The organism is Limosilactobacillus pontis (assembly GCF_002940945.1).
In the GTDB taxonomy this organism is placed as follows: Bacteria; Bacillota; Bacilli; order Lactobacillales; family Lactobacillaceae; genus Limosilactobacillus; species Limosilactobacillus pontis_A.
In genome coordinates this window covers 102508-123222 of the sequence record NZ_PNFV01000002.1, presented here as the reverse complement: position 1 = coordinate 123222, position 20715 = coordinate 102508, and the positions used below count along the sequence as shown (strand labels likewise).

Genomic DNA, 20715 nt, shown 5'->3' with positions numbered 1-20715 from the left:
TACCGCGTGTTTCATGTGAAACTAACTCTTGATCAGTTAAAAGTGCTTGTTTCGCCCCGAAGAACTGACTAAAATAAAGGCATTATGAGATATTCCTACAAATTCAGTGATGCCATTCACCTGCTGGCCTACCTAGTCATCAATTGCGACGGGGATCGGTCGAGTAAAGCGATTGCCAATAGTATCGAGGCCAACCCAAGCGCCATCCGGAAATTGATGGCTGATCTCCGCCAGGCGGGACTGCTGGTCACCCAGCCAGGCCGACCCGAACCAACCCTGGCTCGGCAGCCCAAAACAATTACCCTGCTAGAAATCTACCGGGCCATCCAGATGGACCACGATCTCTTGCACGTCGATCCAGCCACCAACCCCCAGTGTCAGGTCGGCAGGGCTATCCAGCCGGTTCTCAGTACCTATTACCAAGAAATTCAGGCAGCCGCCTTCCAACGAATGCGGGCGATCACCCTCGCCGATGTTGTCCAACAGATCAAACAGTATAACCATACAAAATAACACCAAGAAGCATCGAAGTTGAAGTGCCTCTTGGTGTTATTTTTTCTAATTATTCAGGTCCGACGAATTCCGAAGATCATCGAAACGATCAATACTAGAATCACCGCTCCAATCACCGATGGAACAATCGCCATTCCAGCAACTTGTGGACCCCAGGATCCCAAAATTGCTTCACCAACTAACGAACCGACTAAACCGGCAATCACGTTGCTGATAACGCCCATGGAGCCACCCCGATGGGTAATGGCACCAGCAATCAAACCGATAATTCCACCAACAATTAATACCCATAACCAATGCATAATACTACGCCTCCTTTTTCTTCTTGTCTAAGTCGTCCTTCAAGTCCCGAGCCTTGTCTTTAATCTTACCCTTGGCCTTACGGAGTTTACCGACCATTTCCTCTGTTTTATCGTTCGTCGCCTTACCCTTTAACTCCTTAAAGGTTCCGACCACGCGATCTTTTAATCCGTGTTTATCGCTAACCATGCACATCAGCCTTTCTATTATTAAATACTTAGTAACTGACAGCTCGATGATAACGATCCTCCCTTCCTTAATTCTTGACTAGTGATATTGCTTGTCTCTAATTCTAGCAGTTACCATTGGGATAGCAATCTTAATAACGCTGTCTTATGGTTAGCTTAACCTTATTATTTAATCTTAAGAACAAAAGAGACGATCAAGAGACGGATGAACAATAAAAGCGGAATGATCAGTTCAACCATTCCACTTTAAGTTAATAATTTAGTTGTTGACGGACATCCTTTAAGACCTTTGCAATATCCCCCTTGATCGCGATGCCCTTGTCCTCAATTTGCTGCGGGAGGAACTGGTAGTCCCGGTTAATCATCACGTCGTAGGCCCCCGCGAGGTTATTGGTAAGGGCCCAGAAAGGCTCCTGGATAAACATCGGGGTCATTCGACCAACCCCTAGTTCGAGAAATAGCAGATGTTGGTCATGAAGATGCTCCTCAATGTCATCAGAAATCTTTTGATACTGTTCTTGATACCGGCTCCCTTCCAGAAAATTCCCGTAACCGCGGACCCATGGAAAAGCTTCGGCCCCGCAATGTGGACAACGTGGAATCATATCATCCGGAATTATCGTTGTATCATGTTCCTCAAGGTAGTCATACATCTCATCAACTTTCTCTGTAGCGTCCCATACGTCATCCATACACTGCTGGCTGCATTGAAAGAAACGATGATCCCCCTGAATCTGCGCAACCTTTTCTTCTGGGAAAGCCTTGATTGCTTGGGTGTCCTGGTTCGTGGTTAGAATGAAGTAGTCCTTACCTTGAAGGATGGCCTGTAGATCCTTGTATGGCTCCCGAACTGGAGCGTGAAGAGTCGTATGCAGGAAGGTAGCCAAGTATCCCCAGAATTCACCCCGACTATTCCAGTGGTGCCGCATTCCGGCAAAGGCCCCCGCAAAGTGATACTTATCATAGAACCGCTTAAAGGCCCGTTGGTAGGACGGCGTCGCAGTATAGTAAAAGTCACCACCACCAGCGGCGGATAATCCTGAAGCCCCACCCACGATTATGTGATCTGCTGTTTTTACCTTTTCAGCAAAGCTTTTAACCTGCTGATCATAAGCCAAGGGATGGTGTTCGGTTAGTTTAACCGGCGTACCGCCATTTGCATATACACCGTAATATTGCGAGTAATTCATCTGTGTCTGCATGACTAACTGTTCATATAGTGATTGATTCATCCTAATTCTCCCTTACTAACTGTGCCAATGTCTGCTTGAGATCTCCTGCTAAGCCAATTGCCTGAGGCTGAATTACCGGTAAAATACTGATTTCATCAGGAAGATTCAACGTAACGTAGCGCCACTGGGGATGGGTCGCCACCATCCGCATTAGTGGCGCCTTAATCAATTGATTAGCAGCCCCAATTCCCAGTTCCAGCTGGACAAGTTGTCGATCAGCATACTGTTGAATGAAGTCTTGGCAAGCTCGCTGCTGTGTCTCCCATTCGAGGCTATGCATCTTTACATCAAAAAAGTCACCCTCCACTTCCCAGATGCGTTGTGGATCAAAGCCGTTCTGCTGAAAGTGCTGATCAGCATTAGACGTAATTACAAAATAGTCCTTCCCCGCAACTAGTTGTTTCAACTGCCGAAACGTTTCACTACCCTGATAATCATCAATCATGTATTTATGTAGTTGATGGATAAATTCACAGTGTGCGGAAGCTGGTAAAAGTGCCTGGGCTCCCTGAAGGATGCTGGTAATCCCATATTGCTGAGCAAACTTACCAAAGTAACGCTGAAAAGCTGTGTCGTTGGCAAAAATATTGTAGCCTTCACTGATGGAAAGCCCGTTGCTGGCACTAATCAATACAGCATCTGCTGTTCGTAGTAATTGTTGAGCCGCTTTGATTGCCGTCAATTGTCTCTCCTCCTAAACGCTTTGCTTATTTATAGACACTGTGTCGTTAACTTTGTAAAATTAGAATAATGTAAACCATAAAAAAAGAGAAGTACACAACTACAAAGTTGTCTACTTCTCAACGAATCTCAGAAAGTGTCGTGATATTTTGTCAACTAATAATTCTCAACCACGGAAAACCGATCGGCGGACCATTTACACCATTAACCTTATCAAGGACAGCTTTTTGGACCTGATTCAGAAAATGGCGTATTCCCAAATCACCGTTACCAAGCTCTGCCACCTTGCCGAACTTAGCCGCTCTACTTTTTACCTGCATTTTGATAGTATCACCGACGTCCTCAATGCAGTTCTTGATGATGCCCTCTTAGCAATGCCCGAGCACCATTTATCCAATGCGGAAACAGATTTAAACGTTGACTATCTGAAAAAGAACGAATCATTGATTCCTGCTTGCCAACGGGTCGGTAATTCTATTAAGTACCGTAAACTACTCTTGGATCCTGACCTGAGCGAATACATCGTCGGTCGGATCATGGCTCATGAACGAGCTAGCGTGATCCCTTCAATCCAGAAGAAAACAGGTCTTTCCACCAAGGATGCTGAAACACTCTTTCTATACATTCTTCATGGCTCCTTTGCAGTCAATCGCGCCAATCATTTTAACAAGAATGAGGAGTGGCTTCATCAGGTTGAACTTCTCAACCGGTTTACCATGGGTGGTTATCAGGCCCTCAGCCACTAAGCTACATTTCCATCCCCATCTTCTTATAGGATTCCATGCCGCCAAGCCAAAGCTGGTCCATTGGCACGTGCCGCTCCTCAGCAAAGGCCTTCATCAGTGTCATGTGGTTCATCAGGTGATATTTCTTATCAGGATCAGCCGGATCGATAACTTGTAGTTGAGCCATCATCCCGCCGTCCTCATGCTCGATGATGTGGCAGTGGTACATAAAGACCCCGGCCACGTTAAACCAGACCTTGACCTGAACGTGCTCGCCCGGGTTAACCGCCACAGTATCCTTCAATCCGAGTTCGTTCGGGTACGGGGCGTGGCCATCACGGGAAATCACCTCAAATGCGGTACCATGCATATGGTAAGGGTGAATCATGCCGGGCGCTGGATTAGTGTTCTCAATGTCCCAGATCTGCACCTTGTGTAGTGGCATCTTGTAGTCAATCCGGTCCATCTTGAACTTCTTACCGTTCATCGCCACGGACTCGTCCATCCCGTCCAGGGTAACGTGGTGGACGGGCAGGTCTGGATCGGCCGCCGGGTCCGGCGTCTTGAAGAGAGTCTGGGGGATTTCGGTATGGTCTGGTTTGAACTCATGGATCCTAAAGCGTACAAGCGGTACATTGTCGGAGTACAGGGTAACCACATCACCTGGTTTGTACTTACCGAAGTCGACGACGATCTCCTGCCGCTCGGCACAGGTGATCAGCAGCTTGGTCATCTTAACCGGATGCGGCAAAAGACTCAGGTCACCAGCAATCTGGGTAAATTCAAGATCGTCGCTGAAGTGGAGGCGGAACTCACGCCGGTTAGCCCCGTCAAGAAAGCGGAGGCGGACTTTCTGCGTAGTGACGTCAAAGTATGGATTGATCGTCCCGTTAATCATCGGTGTCGGCCCTGCAACCCCGTCTGGATCGTAATCAGCTCGGTAATCCCACTGGTTATCCTCGTGGAAACGCCGGTCCTGCAGGATGATCGGGATGTCATCGACCCCGTAATTACGCGGCAGGGGCAGGCTGGCCTCGTGGTCGTCTTGGACAATCGCGCCAGCAGCCAGGCCGTGCCAAACCTGCTCCGCTGTTGACGGACACGGATGAGCATGAAGCCAAACAAAGGCGGCCGGCTGGTCGATCTTGAAGGTGACATCCCGGCTCTTACCAGGGTAAACCGGGGCGTGACAGCCACCATCCTCAATTGGGCCGGGGATAGCCAGGCCATGCCAGTGGAAAGTCGTGACTTCAGGCAAGTGGTTGACGAGGTGGACGTGAATAGTCTTGCCCCGCTTAAAGACCACGGTTTTACCCAACAGGGGACCGTTATAGCCCCAGGTCTTCGTCTTCTTGCCTGGCAGAAGCTGCACCTCCCCTGTCTGCGCCACAATCGTGTAATACATGTCTGTTGCCGTTTCCTTGTCCGGCTTTAAAAGCCCTGGAATGTTCAACGGCTGCTGGGGAGTCTGCGGTTCCACCAATGGGACGTAGCCACCATCGTGATAATCGTAAGCTGCTTCGTCATAGAAGTAGTTATTGATAACCTTTTCTTCTGCCATTACGATCTCCTCCTTTAAATAAATAAAGAAAATAAAGACGGTACCGGAGAGGTCCCCTACACCGCCTTCGTCACGCTTATTGTAATGAGTCCCAAGCTGTCAGGTCAACTGCCGGTGACTCTGCTAATTTCTTGAGGTCATCATCAAGGTACTTCTTATTGATGACTGCCTCGTAAGTATATTCCTGGAACCAATCCTGGGTCATGACAAAGTAACCGTTGGCTCCATTATCCTTGCCCCAGCTATTCTCGATCTTCCACCGGGTTGGTTCGCCGTTGGCCAGGTCAAAGCCAGTCAGAGTCATGGCGTGAGAGACCATCGCCTGCTTAGATTCTAGACGGTCCTTCTTATCCATCACAAAGTCCACGTCGAGCAGCTCGGCCCGCCGGAAGAGTTTAGCATCCATCAATCCCCGCTTACGATCCATCTGCTGGAGGACGTCGTTACCGACCCAGACAGTCTCACCGGCCTTCAGCTGCTTCATCGCAGCCTCCTGCAAGTACTTAAACGGTACGTTGACGAACTTGATCGGAATACCGCCTGCTACGCTGTCCTGGGTTGGCATTGCATAAACCTTGTTATAGGCATGATCGGGCGCGTTGGTAACCACGACATAGTCATTCAGGTTGGTATCGAAATACTCCCGGTAGAACTTAAGGGGTGTCAGATCCAGTACCTGGTGGAACTTTTTGTCATCGTCCCGGTATTCCAGGTCAAACTTTGTCGGTGGTTCGCCAAAGGAATAGGCAGCTACCTTGTAGACATCGGCCATCATCCGTTTCTGAGCCTTGGCCAGCTCATCTTTATCGGCACCGTCATTAACCATCCGCCGCAACTCAAGGGCATCCTTGCGCATCAGGTAGTTCATGACCTCGGCCACGTCACTGGTATCCCTAGTGTTATGGGTATCAGGCATTACGTATTCTGGCACAACCCCGTATTTCTCGACGATGGAGGCAGCGTTAGCCCACTGCCCACCGTCATTCAGGGCGAAGTTGAGATAAAAGTCGACGGTCCGGTCGTGGAGTGGCTTCTTAGCCGTTTCGATGATCTTTTGGAAGTACATGTTGGCCCGCTCAATCCGGTCCCAGAAGAATAAGTAGTTCTGAGATAGCTCGAAATCCTTGAAGTTATACTTCGTGGCAAACTTGTGACGGAGTGTGTTCAGAGTCGCAAATGACCAGCAACGACCACTGTGTCGTTGATTAGATGGCTTTCCAGTCTTGATCTCGTAAGAGAAAGCCCGGTGGAGACGCTGACTAGCCGTCGGATCCTCACTGGCATTTTTGATTCCATTCTTTTGAACGGCACGGGCAATCACATCAGCGTCCCGGCGCGCGTGAAACTCTTTCTGGTATTCAGCAACCATTTTACTTGTTAGATGACGTTCTTCCGTCATTGAATATCCCTTCTTTGATAAAAATGCGTAGGTTTGACTATTACACTATTAATCATAACTCACTTTACAGTTTTCCGTCGGCCAAAGTGTTTTCCTTTCTTGCTTACCATTTGTAAGTTATAATAAAAATGAATGATTAGATCAAAGGAGGCATTTTTCATGAGTAAAGTATTCATCGCCGGTGGTTCTGGACGTGTGGCCACCGCACTGATCAAAGACCTAGTCGCCGGGGGTAATGAAGTGGTCGCTGGAGCCCGCCATCCCGAGAAGATCGTCCAGCTGTCCGGGGTCAACCCTGTCACTCTCGACCTGCATAGCGACGTCGACAAGCTCGCCAGTCTGATGGCAGGCTGTAATGCAATTTACTTCGTCGCTGGCTCACGGGGCCAGGACCTCCTCCAGACCGACGCCATGGGAGCAGTCAAAACCATGCAGGCTGCTGAACGGGCAGGAATCAAACGTTATATCATGCTGAGTTCGATGTACGCTCTCCAGCCGGAAAAGTGGGCTGATTATCCAGCTCTGGCAGAAATTACCGACTATAACATTGCTAAATTCTTTGCCGATAACTACCTAATCAAGGATACCGACCTTGACTACACAATCATCCAGCCGGGGCCTTTGACTGAAAAAACGGGTACCGGCAAGGTCAGCTTCGGGGATGGCGACGATCGCACCAATCCAATTCCAGACGTGGCCCAGGTACTTGCCGATGTCCTTAACACTGATAACACCATCGGCAAGGTTATTATGATGCACAGCGGTACTACACCGATCGCAGACGCCGTAAAGAACGTCTAAGTTAGTTTCAAAAATGGTGGTTAAGAAACCTTAGCCGCCATTTTTATTTTCATCCCTGTTCCTCGACACCATTCCAAAGAAATCGGTTACAATGATACCTAAATACTAATGAAATGGGGTATTTACCATGGGACTTCATGACCAGCAGATTTACAATCCAGAGGACCCAGCCATCCTCAAGGCCCAAAAGCAGGCTCAGTTGAAGATGTATGAATACAACCGGACCCTGCCAACCGAGGACAGCAAGCGCCAACGCCTGCTGAAGGAGATGCTCGGTAAGGTCGGTAAAGGCTGCTTTCTTGAGCCGCCCTTCCGTGCTAACTTTGGCGGCAAGCATGTCATACTCGGTGATTATGTCTACGCCAACTTCAACCTGACAGCGGTCGATGACACCTACATCTACATCGGTGACCATACAATGATCGGACCCAACGTCACCTTGGCCTCGGCTGGTCACCCGGTCCTGCCGGAGCTGCGTCAGAAGGGCTACCAGTATAACTTACCAATCCACATTGGCAAGAACTGCTGGCTGGGGGCCGGCGTGGTGGTAGTGCCAGGTGTCACGATCGGTGATAACACCGTGGTCGGCGCCGGGGCGGTCGTTACCAAGGACCTGCCAGCTAACGTGGTGGCAGTGGGAGTACCCGCCAAGGTACTCCGCCCGATCAGCGACCACGACCGTAAGTACTACCATGGCCAGATGAAGATCGACCCTAAGCTGCTGTCATAATAACAGGGCAGTCGAGAACAAATGATGGCAACTATTCTGGTATGTGTAATTGCAATTTTTCCTTTGGAAACCGAATCTAACAAGCCCGTTGAGTCGATATTTTTGATCCAAAATACATCAATTACGCATAAGTTCAGAGAAATATCATGACTTCAAAATTCACAGTCAAATCATATAGCAAAAAGCCTTAGAACTACTGTCCGATGGTAATTCTAAGGCTTATTTATATGGTGTTCGGGCCACTGCTAGCCCGTTCCACCAGTCGTGAGGGTAAGATCACCTGCTCTGCCACGGTCCGATGGTCAACCAGCCGCTCAATGGCCAAGCGAACGGCGGCGCGTCCCATCTCGTAGCTGTGCGGACGAATAGAAGACAACGGCGGGGTCAGTTGGGCCGCCTGGGCGGAATCATCAAAGCTGATCACGGCCAGGTCATTTGGTATTGCCACCCCGCGTTCACGCAAGGCCTGATATGCCCCCACCGCCAACCGGTCGCTAGCCGTCACCAGAGCGTCGATCAGCAGCTGACGATCGAGGATGGCAGTCATCGCCTGGTGGCCGTCCGCTTCAATCCACCGCGTTTCGTAAGTATGGGCAGCTAAATGGTGGATCCGCATCCAGTTCTCATACACCCGGGTTCGGATGTCGGCAATCCTGGTTTGCTCACTCCCCTGCGCCGTCACCGGCTTGATCGCCCCACCGATGAAAAAGATGTGACGGTGTCCCTGCCGATAAAGGCGGTCCAGCGCCTGCCGCATCACCACCTCATAGTTGTTACGCACCAAGTCATAACGATCCGAGTAGCGATAGTCGTCGATGATCACAAGGTTCTGGTTATATTGATAAAGGTGGTCCAGAAAGCGCTGGCTGAAGGTCCCGACGAGGATCAATGCGTGGTAGTCTGCCACCCGCCGGCAGTCAAAGGCTGGTTGAGGAAACATCAGCCAGGTACTGATCGGCAGGCCATGTTCCTGGGCGGCTGCCTTAATTCCCCGATTGATCTCAGTGAAGTAGGACGTGGGGCCGCTATCTTGGTGGGTCAGGAGTACCAAGATCCGGCTGCGCTGCAGGTTCATCACTCGGGTCTGTTCAGCACCGTGGCCAGGAGTCCTGTAATGCAACGCAGCAGCCGTCCGGATGATCTTTTCCCGGGTCGCTGCAGTCACCGCCAGGCGGGCATCGTGGTTGAGAACTCGAGAAACCGTGGCTGGGGAATACCCGGTCAGCCGGGCGATCTGTCGAATACTTGCCATCTTTTATTCTCCTCCTTCCTCCTAATTATATCAGAAATTAGTAAACGTTTAGTATCCCGGTATTACAGCCGAAGCACCGATTTCACCCATCATTTTTACGGAACCAAATCCGCGGTCCTGTATGAAACCGCTTTATAATTTGTGGTGAATCAAAGAAGGGAGCTATTCGTGCAATGATAAATTTCGATGAAAAAACTAAAGTCTTCCATTTGAAGAACAAGTATGTCTCCTATCTCTTCGCTATTGAGGAAGGCGGTCTACTCAGCCACCTATACTACGGGCCTGCTATCCGGGAATACCATGGGGAACGTTTCTACCCGCGCGTCGACCGAGGATTCTCTGGCAATTTGCCTAAGTCGATGGACCGGACCTATTCCAAGGATGACCTCCTGCAGGAGTATTCCGGTAATAACACCGGTGACTACCGGGTCCCAGCCATCACCATCCATGGCAAGGATGGTGCTCGACTAACCGACTTCCGCTACAACTCCCATAAAGTCGTCGCCGGCAAACCAGCTCTGGCCGGCCTACCAGCCTCCTATGTCAAGGATAACGACGAAGCTGAAACGCTGGAGGTTACCTTGAAAGACACGGTACTCGATGTCGCCCTGGTGATGTCCTACACGATCTACCGGGACTACCCGGTCGTCACCCGGAACGTCCGCGTCGTCAACACAAGTGACTACCCAATCGACATCGAGAAGGTAGCCTCCATCCAGCTCGACCTGCCGAAAAACGATCAAGACTACGACCTCGTCTACCTGCCCGGCCAATACGCCCACGAGCGGCAGATGCGGCGAACCAGTCTTAACCAGGGAATCTTTGAGCTGTCCAGCCGGCGCAACTCTAGTTCCCACCACATGAACCCGTTTGCCGCTATCGTCGACAAGTCCACCGACGAGTTTCAGGGCAATGCGCTTGGCGTCCTACTGGTTTACTCCGGCAACCACCAATTCCAGATTGAGAAGGACCAGATCGATCAGGTCCGCCTACTCGCCGGGATCAATGAGTTTAACTTTTCTTGGCGTCTGGAAGCCGGGGAAGAGTTCCAAACACCTGAGGCGATTACCGTTTTTTCCACAAAGGGCCTCAACGGAATGTCCCAGGCTTTCCACCACCTGCTGACCAACCGGGTAGCCCGTGGTAAGTACCAATACGCCGACCGGCCAATTGTCATCAACAACTGGGAGGCCACCTTCTTCGACTTCGATGACAAGAAGCTCGACGAGGTCGTCAAGGAAGCCAAGCCGTTGGGAATCGAGATGTTTGTTCTCGATGACGGCTGGTTCGGTCACCGAAATGACGATAACTCCTCATTGGGAGACTGGTTCGTCAACACTAAAAAAGTAAACCTCAAACAGGTAGCTGATCAGACCCACGCTGCTGGGATGAAATTTGGTCTCTGGTTCGAGCCGGAAATGATCTCCGTAGACTCTGAACTCTACAAGAAGCACCCCGACTGGGCGATCCACGAACCGGGCCGGGGAATGACTCTCTCCCGAAACCAGCTCGTCCTGGACTTCAGCCGTAAGGAAGTCGTCGACAACATCTTCGACCAGATGTGCAAGATTCTGGACACGGTCGACATCGACTACATCAAGTGGGACTTCAACCGAAACCTGACCGAGGTTTTCTCTGTGGCTACCACACCGGAACACGAGGGTGAGATTGGCCACCGTTACATCCTTGGTCTCTACGACCTGCTCGACCGGCTGACCAAGCGCTACCCACAAATTCTCTTTGAGGGCTGCTCTGGTGGTGGCGGCCGATTCGACGCTGGTATCCTCTACTACATGCCGCAAAGTTGGCAGTCCGACGATACAGACGCGGCCGATCGGATGAAGATCCAATACGGCACCTCCCTAGTCTACCCAACCTCGGCAATGACCGCCCATGTCTCCGTGTCACCAAATCAGCAGACCGGCCGGGATATCAGTTTTGCAACCCGGGGCGCCGTAGCGATGAGCGGGGTCTTCGGCTACGAACTCGACCTGGCCGACCTGACCGCCAATGAGAAGGAGCTGGTTAAACAGCAAATCAAATTCTACAAGGCTCATCGCCACCTGATTCAATATGGTGACTTCTACCGGCTTGAGAGTCCGTTTGAAGGTGGTAGCAAGGTTGCCTGGGAGTTTGTCAGTCCCGACAAATCTGAGGCGCTGCTCTTTACCTTCCGAACCCACCACACTAACCGCTTCGAGATCTACAATACCAAGATGGTGGCCCTCGACTCCGCTAAAGATTACCAGGATGACGTCACCAAGACGACCTATGGTGGCGACGAGCTGATGAACGTCGGCCTGCTGTCTGACCCAACGGATAAGGGTGACTACCTGTCCGAAATCCACTACTTCAAGGCTAAGTAACTCAATGTTTAAACAAGTTATCGGCGCAAAATCAAAAAATTTGCACCGATAACTTTTATTTTGCACTGAAAAGATGCATTATAATCAGCAAATACTTTGTGAAAAGAGGAAATCATCATTCAAAAGCATAATAACCCCATGTCAATCCGGATCTTGGCCTTGATCACTGGCCTAGTCATGAATGCCTTCGGTAACGGATTGACCGTCGCTACCAATGTCGGAACTAGCCCTTGGACCGCTTCTGAGGTTAACATTGCCCAATTGATTGGCACCAAGGTCGGTCTGCCAATGTTCTGTGTGGGAGCCCTAGTTGCTGTTATTAATCAGCTTCTGATCCGACAATGGGACCGGTTGCGTTTTTTCGGCGAGATCGGCTTTATCGCCTGCTTTAGCTACTTTGTCGACATCTTCGTGGCCCTGTTCACCTGGCTAGATGTACCACACCTATCATTTTTGTTCCGGGCCGTTCTCTGCTTTATCGGAGTCGCCACCTTTTGTTGTGCCATTTCAATCTACCAGCGGGCCAACCTGATCATGCATCCCAATGACGACACAACCAACATTCTCCGCTTCCTCTATTGCCATAACCGGGTGGTCATTGCCCAGCTGATCAACTTCATCCCGCCAATCATCATCATGGTGATCACCTTCCTGATCAGTGGTCGCCTGTACGCAATCAATATTGGGACACTATTTGCCCTACTGGCCAATGGTCCCCTGATCGGCTTCTTCGATCGTCATGTCTGGCACGGTCTAACTCACAATTTCCGGGTCAAGGGCGTCAACTAAAAAAGCTGCTCGTTTGAGCAGCTTTTTTATTACTTAACCAGAAAGTCTGTCACCAGCTTGACCACCTCTGGCCGACAGGGTCCGTCAAACATGTGACCCTCACCGTCAATCAGGTGAAGAATACTCTGCGGCATGATGACGTGGTACTTCCGGCTAGCCTCCGGGGAAACGACCTGATCAGCCGTGCCGTGAATCAGCAGGGTGGAGCCGCCGAAGTGCTGAGCGGTCTCATAAATTGGTAGCAGCTGGGCCGTCCGAAAGTAGTCGCCGCCGACCTTGAAGCCGTCCACCATCACAAAGTCGGGAATATGGTTTGGATCGTAATGACTACCCTGGCATTCCCCCACGAGGGCATCATCCTTTAACGTCGCTGCCGGAGCAAGGAGAACCAACTTCTCGATCACGTCACGGTAATAGACTGCCAGCATCGAAGCAACCACCCCACCCTGGGAGTGGCCGAATAAGTAAATATGCTTAGCCTTAACCGTCTGCCGGACAAAGTCAATCACCTTCATCCCGTCGAGCAGTTCACTGAGGACAGTCATGTCTTCAAACTTGCCATCGCTCTTTCCACAACCGGCAAAATCAAAGCGCAGGGTCGGTACCCCAGCCTGATTAAGAGCGTGGGCTACCACCGGCAGGATCTTATGCTCGTTATAGCCCAAGTCGCCCTTGAAACCATGCATCAGAATCGCCACTCGGTCATTCTCCAGGGTTGTCGTACCTTCTAGCAAGCCGTGGAGCTTCAAGCCATCGCGTTCGATCGTAATTTCCATGATAAATTCACCTCACCCCCAATTATACTGAATCAACCGGACAATCACCACTGACTGGCTACCCAATAGACAAGTGGGATCGTCACCAGGCTCAGAATGGTCGAAACACTCATCAGAATCGTTGCGGGCTTGGCATCTCCACCCGCTTGCAGGGTAAAGAGGACAACCAGCCCAGCTACCGGACAGGCGCTGAGAATTACGGTGGTAAACAATGGTACCCCGCTGATCCCCATCACCAGCAGAATAAGGGTGCCAAGCAGCGGAAAGACCAGGTTGCGGACAAGAAGACTGATCCAAAGAGCCCTTGGCAATTTGACATCGTGGAAGTTCAGGTTAGCCAGGTTACTGCCAATAACAATCATCGATAACGGAGTGAAAGCCGGACTGGTGTAGTCAATGAAGGAGACCAGAATACGTGGTAGATGATAAGAACTGACGAACAGGACCAGGCCAAGGATAATGGCAATGATATTTGGATTCAGAATAATCTTCTTAAACTGCTCACCGAAGTGTCGCTGGGACCGATCTCGGAAGATCCCGATCCCCTGGGTCCATGACATCACATTAAAACCAATCATTGAGGCTACAGCATAGAAAACCCCAACGCTGCCAAAGAGCCCCTGGGCCAGGGGAATCCCCATAAAGCCGTTGTTGGAATAGGTGCTCCCGTAGATGGCAATTTGCCGCACGTTCCGGTCACGTACTCGGTGGAATAACAGCTTGGCGAGCAGGATCGATACGAAATAGGTTAGAAAAATGGCCACAACCAGGATCAGAAGTTGGTAGAAACGGGCTCGTGAGAATGGCTGTTCAAATGCCTTGATGATCACAATCGGTGATAGGAAATAGAGGGCAATGTTCGTCAGATCGTTGATCGACTGCGGGTGCAAGAAGCCGAGCTTGCGAATAACCGCCCCCAAGAGCATTAACAGGAAGATCACAATCACCTGGTTGAAAAGCTGACTGATTGACATCTATTTCCACTTCCCTTTGAAAAATTATTAATGCTACTATTTTACAACACACCAGACCACCGCATAGTAATTTCTTTGCCCTGCCCTGGTTTCGCCGTATAATTAAACTATCCTAAAAATAAGAAGTGAGTTTTTTAATGACAGAAACAAAACGTTTGTTGGATACGTTCCAACCTCAACATTACGACCTCTACCTCGATATCGACCGAGGTCAAAAGACCATCACTGGGAAGACGACCATCACTGGGTACGCTAGCCAATCCCAGATTGCGGTTAACCAAAAGTATCTGCAAATTCAAAGCGTCCAAGTAGCCGGGCAAGATGTCCCATTCACCACCGACGACCAGGCAGAGACAATCAATATTACCCTGCCTGCTGCCGGGGCAGTAACCCTGACCATTGCCTATACGGCACCATTGACCGATACAATGATGGGAATCTACCCCTCCTACTACGAAGTTAAAGGTGAAAGAAAGCAATTGATCGGGACCCAATTTGAGACCACTGCGGCGCGCCAAGCATTCCCGAGTGTCGACGAGCCTGCTGCCAAGGCAACCTTTAGCCTTGCTATCAAGTACGATGAGCATCCTGGCGAAACCATTATCGCCAACATGCCAGAGGATCACGTGAAAAATGGGGTCCACTACTTCCAAGAGACAGTCCGGATGTCGACATACCTGGTTGCCTTTGCCTTCGGAGAAATGCAGAGCAAGATGACGGAAACCAAGTCCGGCGTCAAGGTAGGGGTCTTTGCTACCAAGGCCCACCAGCCAAAGGAGCTCGACTTCGCCCTTGATATTGCCAAGCGCGCCATCGAGTTCTACGAGGACTTCTACCAGACCCCCTACCCGCTGCCCCATTCCTGGCAGCTGGCCCTGCCAGACTTCTCGGCCGGGGCTATGGAGAACTGGGGGCTAGTCACCTACCGGGAAGCCTACCTCCTTCTCGACCCAGACAACACCTCGCTTGACATGAAGCAGCTGGTTGCTACCGTCATTACCCACGAATTGGCACACCAGTGGTTCGGTGACCTGGTCACGATGAACTGGTGGGACGATCTCTGGCTTAACGAGAGCTTCGCCAATATGATGGAATACGTCTCTGTCGACGCTATCCATCCCGAATGGAAGATCTGGGAACTCTTCCAGACTTCCGAGGCCCCAATGGCCCTGCAGCGAGATGCTACGGACGGTGTCCAGCCAGTCCACGTAGACGTAAATGATCCGGCCGAGATTGACTCGATTTTCGATGGAGCAATCGTCTATGCCAAGGGATCGCGGATGCTGGTCATGGTTCGGGCCCTGCTCGGTGACGATGCCCTGCGTAAGGGGTTGAAAAACTACTTTGCTGCCCACAAGTACCACAACGCCAAGGGGAGCGATCTCTGGCAGGCTCTCGGTGAAGCATCCGGACTTGATATTGGTAAGATTATGAACTCCTGGCTGGAACAGCCCGGCTACCCGGTCGTTTCGGCTACAGTCAACAATCAAGGACAGCTGGTTCTCAACCAGCAACAGTTCTTCATTGGTGCCGGTGAAGACAAGGGTCGGACTTGGCAGATCCCGTTGAACAGCAACTACGATGCAGCACCACAGATTATGTCTGATCGTGAAGTCGTCCTCGGTGACTACCAGACCCTGCGTCAGCAGAACGGACAGCCCTTCCGGCTTAACCTCAGTAACAACTCCCACTTCATTGTTAAGTATGGCGATACCCTGTTGAAAGATATTCTTAACAGCGCTGACCAGCTAGACCCAATCAGCCAGCGACAGCTGCTCCAGGATCTCCGCCTGCTTGCTGAGGGGCAGCAGGTCTCTTATGCCGAATTGGTCCCGTTGTTGAAGCGGTTTGCCACTAGCCCATCAGCCATTGTCAACGCCGAACTCTACCATATTGCTAACAGCTTGAAGATGTTCGTCCAGCCCGACAGTCCTGAAGAACAGCAACTACGAGCATTCTTCGACCAGCTGAGCAGTCAGCAGGTAAACCGGCTTGGCTGGTTGCCTAAGCCAGGCGAAAGCAACGATGACCAACTGACCCGGCCATACGTTCTGAACGCTGCCCTGTACGCCCGTAATGCTAATTCAATCAAAACGGCCCACCAGATTTTCATTGATTATCAGGAACGGCTAGAAAGCCTATCTGCCGACGTCCGGGGCCTGGTCCTTAAGAATGAGGTCCAAAACTACGGTAGTTCAGTCCTGTTCGATAAGCTGATCAAAGCTTACCAAGCCACCGCTGACGCTAGCTTTAAGCAGGACATTCGTGGTGCACTGCCAAACACCACCGATCCAAACCTGATCAAGAAGCTTATTACCCTTTATGAAGACGCTAGCGTCATCAAGCCACAGGATCTGCGGGCCTGGTACCGGGGCGTCCTCGCTAACAATGCTGGTCAGCAGGCGGCTTGGGACTGGCTGCGGAACGAATGGCAGTGGCTCAACGACACGGTCGGTGGTGATATGGAGTTTGCCACCTTCATCACCGTTACGGCCGGAGTCTTCCACACACCGGAGCGGCTGGCTGAGTTCAAAGCCTTCTTTGAACCAAAGATCAACACGCCTGGCCTAACCCGGGAGATCAAGATGGATACCAAGATCATCGAGAGCAAGGTAGCCCTGATCAACAAAGAACAGGCCGCTGTCAATGCGATGGTTACTAAAAATCTTAACTAATAAGTAAATTAAATCGCCCCGAATCAGCAGCTGTGCTGATCTGGAAGCGATTTTTTTGTTTAAAACTGGTCCATTAACATTTGTTCCTCGACGTACTGGTCAAAGTAAGGCAGCATAAAGCGGATGTAACATAGCCGGTCGGCGTAATAATTTGGTCATCGATCAACTTGCGCCGATAAACAGAAATATAGCCCGGTTGCTTCCCCATGAGTTGACCGATTTGCTGGGCCTTTACCTGGAATTGACCCGTCTTAACCATCGCCTGAACAAATTCGCGCTCCCGCATTGACATCTCATGGTAAACCTTATGATAGACGTTACGGAACAGGGCACTAATATATTGGTCTTGGATCTCCTTAACCGTCTTCAACGTGACCTGCTTGGTAGACTGGCTTTCGGCTGCCTGCCAGACTAGATAGCCAAGGAGTTGAAAGGCGTAGGCAAATCCCATCGTCTGCTTGGTCATGCAAAGCAGAGTCGGAATCGCAATCTCATAACCAGCGTCACGGAAGATTCGCGCATAACTGGCCTTGATACTCTCAGCATCAAGGGGGTTAAGGGTGATCCGATTAGCCCGTAGCAGGAAGGTCAGTACATCATCGTTTTGGATCTCCGAAACATTATCTGATAATCCCGCCATCAGTAAGGATACGCTCAGGTTGTCACGGAGCATGATCTGGTAACATGAAATCAGCTTTCGCAATTGCGGTGTGACCTTGACCTCGTCAATCGTGATCAAGATCCTGATTTCCTCCTGTGTAAACCTTTCAAGTAGCTGATGAAAGGCCGTCTGAAAGTTGGCCGATACGGTCGGTCGGCCCATCTTTTTATCGACCTGAATCCCCTTGAAGGCAACCTTGAGGTCCAGGTCCTTAAAGAGTTTTAGTTCCTCTAGTTTTTCCCGAAGCTGGGCCAGTAGTGATTCAAGCAGGTCATCGTCCAGAACCAGGTTGACTACCTCCCAGTGCGGATTCTCGCTAAGTTCATTAGCAACAGCAGTCATCAGTGTTGTCTTCCCAGCCCCACGCTGCCCGTAAATTAGTGATGTCTGAAACGGCGAGTCTGCATTATTCAACTCACTCACAACCCTCTTAGACAGTGAGTCCCGATCTAGGAAAATGCTGGGTACCATCCCAAAGCTTGGATTAAACGGATTTCCCATAACGGTCCATCTCTTTTGTAACTTTTTATAACTCCCAAATTATTTTATAACTTCCTGCAAATAAAGTTGTGCCATGGCCAGGCGGCATCACGTGTACATTTAATTTTATCAATCAAATCGTCATCTCTCCCACCCTGCCTATGTAACAAATCAGCAAGGCAAAGGTTTAAGTTTAATATAATTTGGCAATTTAATCACAAATTCTTGATCAGTAACCGATCTCTTATAGTACAATCAAGGTTGTAAGGGTAACGCTTACAAAATAAATAAATTGGAGGTTCGTTGTTATGATTAAAGAATTTGCTTCGCCATCATCATACGTTCAAGGTAAGGGTGTTCTGCTGAAGAGCGACCCATATCTGAAGGGCTTCGGTAAGAAACCGCTGCTGCTAACTGGAGAAACAGTTTACAAAGTTATTGGTCAACGGTTTGAAAATTATCTGAAGGACAACGGTTATGACGTAGACCTGGTCAAGTTCAATGGTGAATCTTCCACCAATGAGATCAATCGGGTCAGCGAAATTGGCAAGAAGGACGGCGTCACGGTCATCTACGGTCTCGGGGGCGGTAAAACCAGCGACTCCGCCAAGGCGGTAGCCGACAATCTCGGCCTGCCGGTTGTCATTATGCCTACCTTGGCCTCAACGGACGCTCCGTGTTCCCGGCTATCAGTTATCTACACCGACGACGGTAGTTTCGACCACTACCGTTTCTACTCCCACAACCCTGACTTGGTCCTGGTTGACAGCCAAGTCATCGCTGGCGCCCCAGCTGACCTGCTGATCGCCGGGATCGCCGACGCCCTGGCCACCAACGTTGAAGCCCAGGCGGTTGCCCAGGCTGGTGCCGACACAATGCTAAACGAAAAGCAGACCTTAGTCGGTAATGCAATTGCCCAGAAGTGTGAAGACACCCTCTTCAAGTACGCTCACCTGGCCGTGGCTGATGTCAAGAAGCACGTCGTTACCAGCGCCCTTGAGAAAATCATCGAAGCCAACACTCTGATGAGTGGTCTAGGCTTTGAAAGTGGTGGCCTGTCCGGTGCCCACGCCATTCACGATGGTCTGACAACGCTGGAGGAAACCCACGACCTCACCCACGGGCAAAAGGTTGCTTACGGGACCTTGACCCAGCTGATGCTTGAAGGGGCCAGCGAAGAACGTTATAACAAGTACTTCAAGCTGATCCTTTCCCTCGGCCTGCCAACCACCCTTGACGATCTCCACCTAGCCGATGCGTCCGATGAGGAACTGCTGAGTGCTGCCAAGGCGGCCTGCTCCGAGAATGACACCATTAGCCGGCTACCATTCGCCGTCGAACCAGACGACGTTGCCCAGGCATTCAGGGCCGTTGATTCCTACACCAAGGATTACCTAGCAGCACACACGCACAAGTGCCACCACATGTGCTAATCGATAGTCAAATGTAATCACGCATAAAAAGAGCCGCTAGTGTTCGGTTTTGAACGCTAGCGGCCCTTTCATATATTTACCTGCCTGCCAAATCATTGGCCAACTCGGTCTTGCTAATACCGTACCGAATAAGGTATTCATAGGGGTCCTGGTGGTCACCCCAGATATGCTGGCTAACCCAGCGGTGGCTCTTAACCCCGCTTGTGTCTGAATTTCCCTGATCCAGGGTCAGCGGGATCCCGTACTTACCAGCCATGTCACGAGCCAGGGCAACGTAGGCCTGGTAATCGGCCCGAAACTCATTTGTATTGGCGGCGTGACCAAGTTCGATCTGAACGGGAGCATTCTGATTGGCGGTCGTTCCGGCACCCCAGGCCACGGTCCCCGGTCGTTTCATCTGGTAGACCGTCCCACCATTACCGACCACAAAGTTCGTGTAGGCCTGGTTACTATTTGCCGTCCGCTGCATGAAACTGGCCGCCTGCTGCCCATTAGCACGACTACCAACATCATGCAGGATAATGTATTTTGGAGTGGCTGGCTGATTAGTTCCCTGCCCTGTAGTGAGCTGGTACTGGTAGTTAACCCGGTATGGTAAAATCTGCTTGCCATCTCGGTCAAAGTGGTATGCAACCCCGTTGATCTGCCGAGTTCCGGTCACCTTATGGCCGCCTTGGACAAAGGCCCAGTCACGGCCATCATAGTACCAGCCGCTATGCAGGTAGAAATGACGTTGGAGGACCGACGAAGAAACGTAATGAACACCACGTCCCGGAATCATCAAAACTGCCAGCAGGACAATTGCCAGCCCTGTAGCCACGCAGGCCATAATCAGACTCAGTTGTCGCTTTTGCATGGTAGGGATCCTCCTTTCAGAACTTACTGTTCCTATCATACGAAACCTACCCCCAAAAGGCAAAAGTCCCTGTTGCAACGTGAACTTTATCAAGTAAATCAATCCTTATTGTTCTTATTTAGCCGTAAAAGCAAAAAGGTTGAATGATGTCCGGATATATCGTATACTACCGATTGTTGGGGTAGGAACTCCCGAGTCATTGTTCAACGGAACGGAATGTGAACGTTGAAAGGAGGCTAGACTGGCCGCTTGGGTTTTTCCGCATTCACCACATTGGACATGCGTCAATGTCGTCCCTAACAAAATAATCTTAGGGAGGTTTT

General features: G+C 50.5%; 19 protein-coding genes and 1 riboswitch. Of the genes, 8 read left to right on the top strand and 11 right to left on the bottom strand.

Annotated features, from left to right (window positions below; translation table 11 throughout):
- Positions 1-84: 84 nt before the first annotated feature.
- Positions 85-513 carry an Rrf2 family transcriptional regulator gene (locus tag CK797_RS02300; RefSeq protein WP_104688198.1) on the top strand — a complete coding sequence of 143 codons (429 nt, stop codon included), beginning with the start codon at positions 85-87 and terminating at the stop codon, positions 511-513.
- Between the two features lie 53 nt (positions 514-566).
- Here the strand turns inward: CK797_RS02300 and CK797_RS02295 are convergent, their stop codons facing one another.
- The 4 genes from CK797_RS02295 to CK797_RS02280 form a co-directional block, all read right to left on the bottom strand.
- Positions 567-815 carry a GlsB/YeaQ/YmgE family stress response membrane protein gene (locus CK797_RS02295; RefSeq protein WP_104688197.1) on the bottom strand — a complete coding sequence of 83 codons (249 nt, stop codon included), beginning with the start codon at positions 813-815 and terminating at the stop codon, positions 567-569.
- A gap of 4 nt (positions 816-819) precedes the next feature.
- Complete coding sequence (locus tag CK797_RS02290; protein ID WP_181049503.1) at positions 820-1002, bottom strand: CsbD family protein; 183 nt, start codon at positions 1000-1002, stop codon at positions 820-822.
- A 250-nt stretch (positions 1003-1252) separates the two neighbouring features.
- A complete protein-coding gene (locus CK797_RS02285) occupies positions 1253-2233 on the bottom strand; it encodes an NAD-dependent protein deacetylase (RefSeq protein ID WP_104688195.1) in 981 nt (326 codons plus the stop codon).
- Between the two features lies 1 nt (position 2234).
- A complete protein-coding gene (locus tag CK797_RS02280; RefSeq protein ID WP_104688194.1) occupies positions 2235-2915 on the bottom strand; it encodes a hypothetical protein in 681 nt (226 codons plus the stop codon).
- A gap of 148 nt (positions 2916-3063) precedes the next feature.
- On the opposite strand from CK797_RS02280, the gene CK797_RS02275 reads away from it, so the two are divergent.
- Positions 3064-3660 (top strand): TetR/AcrR family transcriptional regulator, encoded by a 597-nt coding sequence (locus CK797_RS02275; protein WP_104688193.1) that lies wholly within the window; start codon positions 3064-3066, stop codon positions 3658-3660.
- 1 nt (position 3661) lies between these two features.
- On the opposite strand, the gene CK797_RS02270 is transcribed toward CK797_RS02275, so the two are convergent.
- Both CK797_RS02270 and CK797_RS02265 read right to left on the bottom strand, forming a co-directional pair.
- On the bottom strand, positions 3662-5200 hold the full coding sequence (locus tag CK797_RS02270) for a multicopper oxidase family protein (RefSeq protein ID WP_104688192.1): 1539 nt from the start codon (positions 5198-5200) through the stop codon (positions 3662-3664).
- Between the two features lie 76 nt (positions 5201-5276).
- On the bottom strand, positions 5277-6599 hold the full coding sequence (locus CK797_RS02265; RefSeq protein ID WP_104688191.1) for an aminopeptidase C: 1323 nt from the start codon (positions 6597-6599) through the stop codon (positions 5277-5279).
- Positions 6600-6758: 159 nt separating this feature from the next.
- Between CK797_RS02265 and CK797_RS02260 the strand changes: the two genes are divergently transcribed.
- Both CK797_RS02260 and CK797_RS02255 read left to right on the top strand, forming a co-directional pair.
- Positions 6759-7400, top strand: a complete 642-nt coding sequence (locus tag CK797_RS02260) for an SDR family oxidoreductase (protein WP_104688190.1) — start codon at positions 6759-6761, stop codon at positions 7398-7400.
- Positions 7401-7527: 127 nt separating this feature from the next.
- Entirely contained in the window at positions 7528-8130 is a 603-nt protein-coding gene (locus CK797_RS02255; RefSeq protein ID WP_104688189.1) for a sugar O-acetyltransferase, read from the top strand.
- 223 nt (positions 8131-8353) lie between these two features.
- Here the strand turns inward: CK797_RS02255 and CK797_RS02250 are convergent, their stop codons facing one another.
- A complete protein-coding gene (locus CK797_RS02250; RefSeq protein WP_104688188.1) occupies positions 8354-9382 on the bottom strand; it encodes a LacI family DNA-binding transcriptional regulator in 1029 nt (342 codons plus the stop codon).
- A gap of 173 nt (positions 9383-9555) precedes the next feature.
- On the opposite strand from CK797_RS02250, the gene CK797_RS02245 reads away from it, so the two are divergent.
- Both CK797_RS02245 and CK797_RS02240 read left to right on the top strand, forming a co-directional pair.
- Positions 9556-11748, top strand: a complete 2193-nt coding sequence (locus CK797_RS02245; protein ID WP_104688187.1) for an alpha-galactosidase — start codon at positions 9556-9558, stop codon at positions 11746-11748.
- A gap of 138 nt (positions 11749-11886) precedes the next feature.
- Complete coding sequence (locus CK797_RS02240) at positions 11887-12537, top strand: YczE/YyaS/YitT family protein (protein ID WP_104688186.1); 651 nt, start codon at positions 11887-11889, stop codon at positions 12535-12537.
- A 29-nt stretch (positions 12538-12566) separates the two neighbouring features.
- On the opposite strand, the gene CK797_RS02235 is transcribed toward CK797_RS02240, so the two are convergent.
- Together CK797_RS02235 and CK797_RS02230 are read right to left on the bottom strand one after the other, a co-directional pair.
- Entirely contained in the window at positions 12567-13313 is a 747-nt protein-coding gene (locus tag CK797_RS02235; RefSeq protein WP_104688185.1) for an alpha/beta hydrolase, read from the bottom strand.
- 44 nt (positions 13314-13357) lie between these two features.
- A complete protein-coding gene (locus CK797_RS02230) occupies positions 13358-14287 on the bottom strand; it encodes an AEC family transporter (protein ID WP_104688184.1) in 930 nt (309 codons plus the stop codon).
- A gap of 137 nt (positions 14288-14424) precedes the next feature.
- Between CK797_RS02230 and CK797_RS02225 the strand changes: the two genes are divergently transcribed.
- Positions 14425-16962 (top strand): M1 family metallopeptidase, encoded by a 2538-nt coding sequence (locus CK797_RS02225; protein WP_104688183.1) that lies wholly within the window; start codon positions 14425-14427, stop codon positions 16960-16962.
- A gap of 73 nt (positions 16963-17035) precedes the next feature.
- Here the strand turns inward: CK797_RS02225 and CK797_RS02220 are convergent, their stop codons facing one another.
- Complete coding sequence (locus tag CK797_RS02220; protein WP_225365007.1) at positions 17036-18037, bottom strand: ATP-binding protein; 1002 nt, start codon at positions 18035-18037, stop codon at positions 17036-17038.
- Between the two features lie 374 nt (positions 18038-18411).
- Between CK797_RS02220 and CK797_RS02215 the strand changes: the two genes are divergently transcribed.
- The gene (locus tag CK797_RS02215; RefSeq protein ID WP_104688182.1) at positions 18412-19536 is read left to right on the top strand and encodes a glycerol dehydrogenase; all 1125 of its coding nucleotides are present in this window, start codon (positions 18412-18414) and stop codon (positions 19534-19536) included.
- 76 nt (positions 19537-19612) lie between these two features.
- On the opposite strand, the gene CK797_RS02210 is transcribed toward CK797_RS02215, so the two are convergent.
- On the bottom strand, positions 19613-20392 hold the full coding sequence (locus tag CK797_RS02210) for an N-acetylmuramoyl-L-alanine amidase (protein ID WP_104688181.1): 780 nt from the start codon (positions 20390-20392) through the stop codon (positions 19613-19615).
- Between the two features lie 175 nt (positions 20393-20567).
- Positions 20568-20665: riboswitch (THF riboswitch) on the top strand.
- Positions 20666-20715: the final 50 nt, after the last annotated feature.